2 protein-coding genes and 1 pseudogene are annotated in these 2972 nt (G+C 46.3%); all 3 read right to left on the bottom strand.

What is annotated here, in order from left to right:
* Positions 1-440: 440 nt before the first annotated feature.
* Positions 441-1985, bottom strand: coding sequence for a TIGR03766 family XrtG-associated glycosyltransferase (locus tag DY78_RS12585; RefSeq protein WP_024624574.1), 1545 nt, complete (start codon positions 1983-1985; stop codon positions 441-443).
* Between the two features lie 2 nt (positions 1986-1987).
* Positions 1988-2359 carry a 6-carboxytetrahydropterin synthase gene (locus DY78_RS12590; RefSeq protein WP_024624575.1) on the bottom strand — a complete coding sequence of 124 codons (372 nt, stop codon included), beginning with the start codon at positions 2357-2359 and terminating at the stop codon, positions 1988-1990.
* A pseudogene (locus DY78_RS16465) lies at positions 2359-2972 on the bottom strand (TIGR03111 family XrtG-associated glycosyltransferase); the annotation flags it as partial. The pseudogene DY78_RS16465 and the gene DY78_RS12590, both read right to left, overlap by 1 nt.

Here is a 2972-nt window from a genome sequence, read left to right on the forward strand (position 1 = left end):
AGGTTATGCTGAACAATTTGTCCAAAAATTCGGATTAAATTTGCAATCTACCTAATGACTAGTATTTGTTTAAATCAACCACCAGCGAAAATATTCAATCACCAATTCAGATACTTAACGTTCTTTTGAAAATGAGCTGAAATTAGCAGTTGGCTGACCGTAATGGAATCGTCCTGAAAGTGGCGTTAACGGGCGTTGTTTGACCGTTTACACCACGGACGTCTTTTGAGACTTGGGCTTCAGGATCAAAAGCGAGGTCCAAGACCGCTTTTCAGGCTTGGACCGGTCCCAGGACGATGGAATTACGGTCAGCCAACTGCGGCAATACCCAACTAATAGCAAGGATTTGTGCTGAGCTTCAAAGTGAGCCGCTTCTCAGGCTTGGACCGGTCCCCATGGTAGCTGGAATTACGGTCGGCAGCGGCAATTCACTGGTAACCCTAATCCACCGGCCGATTGACCCAACCGAATAAGTGCTTGAATAAGGCGATGGCATCGTTGGCGCATAATGTGGCTAATAAGAGGAAGGCTGGTAAGAATTGAATCAAGTAACGACTCCGACCACCTTCAAATAGTAGTAAAAACATCATGCCACCAAAGATCGTTAAGCGTAAGACTTGCGCTAGCTTGGACATTTGCCGGCCACCGAGCGCAATCAACAACAACCAAATAATCCACCAGACTTGGGCCAAATACCGAAAGTCACACAAATTTGTCCCATATAAATAGAAGAAACTACGCAATTTGCCGGCAAAACCGGTCTTGGCCGGTTGGGTATTGCCGCGAATGAAATGGCCTTCTTTGACCCACGCAAAAGTCCCATCCGCCGTGTTGTTCGACTGTTTTTGATAGAGAAAGGCTAAGTAACCGAAAACGCCCATTTTGCGTAGTCGTTCTTGTAACTTACGTTTGGAATAGTCCGCCCGCGCCTTTTTGGTCGGCAACTCTGCCATTTTCAGGGCGTCCTTAGCATTGTAGCCGCCATCACCACTGACCCCCATACTCATGAAATGAATCGCCGGGATAGCCCGGTTAGTGTTAATTTGAATAAAGGTCTGGTGATTCAGGGCGGTATTGCCGGCGACGTAACCACCGCCAAACGTGAGGGCTGCCACGACAAATAAGCATGCGTTGCTGGCCCATCGCCGCCAATTGAGTGGCCGTTTGAACATAAAGACGCCTTCAACTAAGACAATCGCAATCAAAGCGACAATGGCGGATGGTTTCATGAAATACGCGCCCACCGCCGCCCCGCCGAAAATAATGGCGACTGGTAACTTGGCCCACCATGCCCAGGTCGTTTGAGTCAACGCAACGTAACATAATAAATACAAGGAAACAAATGGTAAAACCCACGCATCAGTATACGGGACAATTATCATCGGAAACAACGCTAACCACACCGCGTGAATATACATGGCCGTCGGAACGCGGTGGCGGTCCCAGAGTGCAACTGTCGCCAAGTTAAACCCAACGGATAAGTCGACTAAAATCGTCGTGACCATATCCATAAACAGCCACGAGCTCGTGTGAAAAATCGTCACTAACCAATGTTGGACTAACAAAATCGGCAAGTTATTGGGATTCGAACTAAAATAGCCCACTAGTTCCGTAGACTTTGGCTGGGTCAAGGCTTGATGAATCGCATTCACATCAAACCCAATGGCCGGGTGCATGCAAGCCACTAAGACGCCTTGCCAAACTACGGCTAACCCTAAACAGAGGGGCGCCGTCACCCACTGATGCTGAATAAAGATCATTCGATAGAACTGATACCAGCGGCGATAGGCCCACAGTCCGATAATTAAGATAACTGCCACGAAAATGAAAGTCGTGGTGACCATCGTGGTACTCGTGCCTAAAATCCCATTATCGCCTAAAATAATATTCGGCGAGGTCAGGGCAAAATACACGGTCAGTAAGAATAACGCATAAAATAACCACCGAATCGCACGATTACCGCCGTTAAACACTCGTTGCCGCATCTCTAATCACCTTTCAATGAAATACAATAAAAGCGCGTCGGCGACTCGCCGACTTCTAAGCGCACCAGTCGTGACTGGTTGGCGGCCATTACTGCCGATAATTTTTTAAATACTAATTTCGTGATATTTTCCAGCGTCGGATTCGTTTGATCAAACGGCGGGACTTCATTCAAATATTGATTGGTATACGGTTCAAAGACGCTATTAATTAAAGCTTCGATATCGTTGAACGGAATCAATTGCTCTTGGTCTAACTGAATCTCACTAATCACTTCCCACGTATGGTTATGGGGTTTTCCAGTGCCTCCAGCCCACCGTACTGCGTGACTGGCGTTGATGTAAGAAATAATTTTATAAGTATGCACTTGCGGCATTAAGGTTCCTTCCTCTCATGGTGACGTAACTGGTGCCAATCGCCTTTGATAATCCGACCAGCGAGTTTTAATTCTTTGAAAAACGGTAAAGCATTCCACTTACCCGGCCCGGTCATGGCGTTGATGATGCCAATCAACCGAATCCACGAGACCCAGAAGTTATACAGTGGCATCGTGAAAATCGTCCACCAGACCGTTGAATAGAAATGCTTTTCAGTTGGAAATTCTCGTAACAGTAACTGCACACAATAGTAATTCAAGGCCGAAACGAGGACGTATAAGCCATAAATAATCACATACGATAAGCCTAAAATCACCGGTGAGTAGCGGAAAAACAACAAGACGATACTGGCAAAAATCCAAATCATCTTCGGAAAGATAAACGTATGGTCAATCATGACCCGGCGGACTAAGAAATTACTGAAAAATTTGCCGATATCGCCATTTTCCGCCATGTAGTTACGAGTGACTTCAAACTCCCCCCGCTGCCACCGTTGCCGTTGCAAATAAAGTTGCGAGAGCCCTTCAATTGGTTCGATATAAAAAATGGCATCCGCACATAAGGTAGATTGTAAAATTAATCCGAACGCTGTTCGGACAAAAAAGATCAGCT

Source organism: Lactiplantibacillus fabifermentans DSM 21115 (assembly GCF_000498955.2).
Lineage (GTDB): Bacteria > Bacillota > Bacilli > Lactobacillales > Lactobacillaceae > Lactiplantibacillus > Lactiplantibacillus fabifermentans.

Excerpts from the sequence above, each read along its gene's own strand:
- DY78_RS12590 (WP_024624575.1), bottom strand. The coding sequence starts at position 2,359 with ATGCCGCAAGTGCATACTTATAAAATTATTTCTTACATCAACGCCAGT.
- DY78_RS12585 (WP_024624574.1), bottom strand. The coding sequence starts at position 1,985 with ATGCGGCAACGAGTGTTTAACGGCGGTAATCGTGCGATTCGGTGGTTA.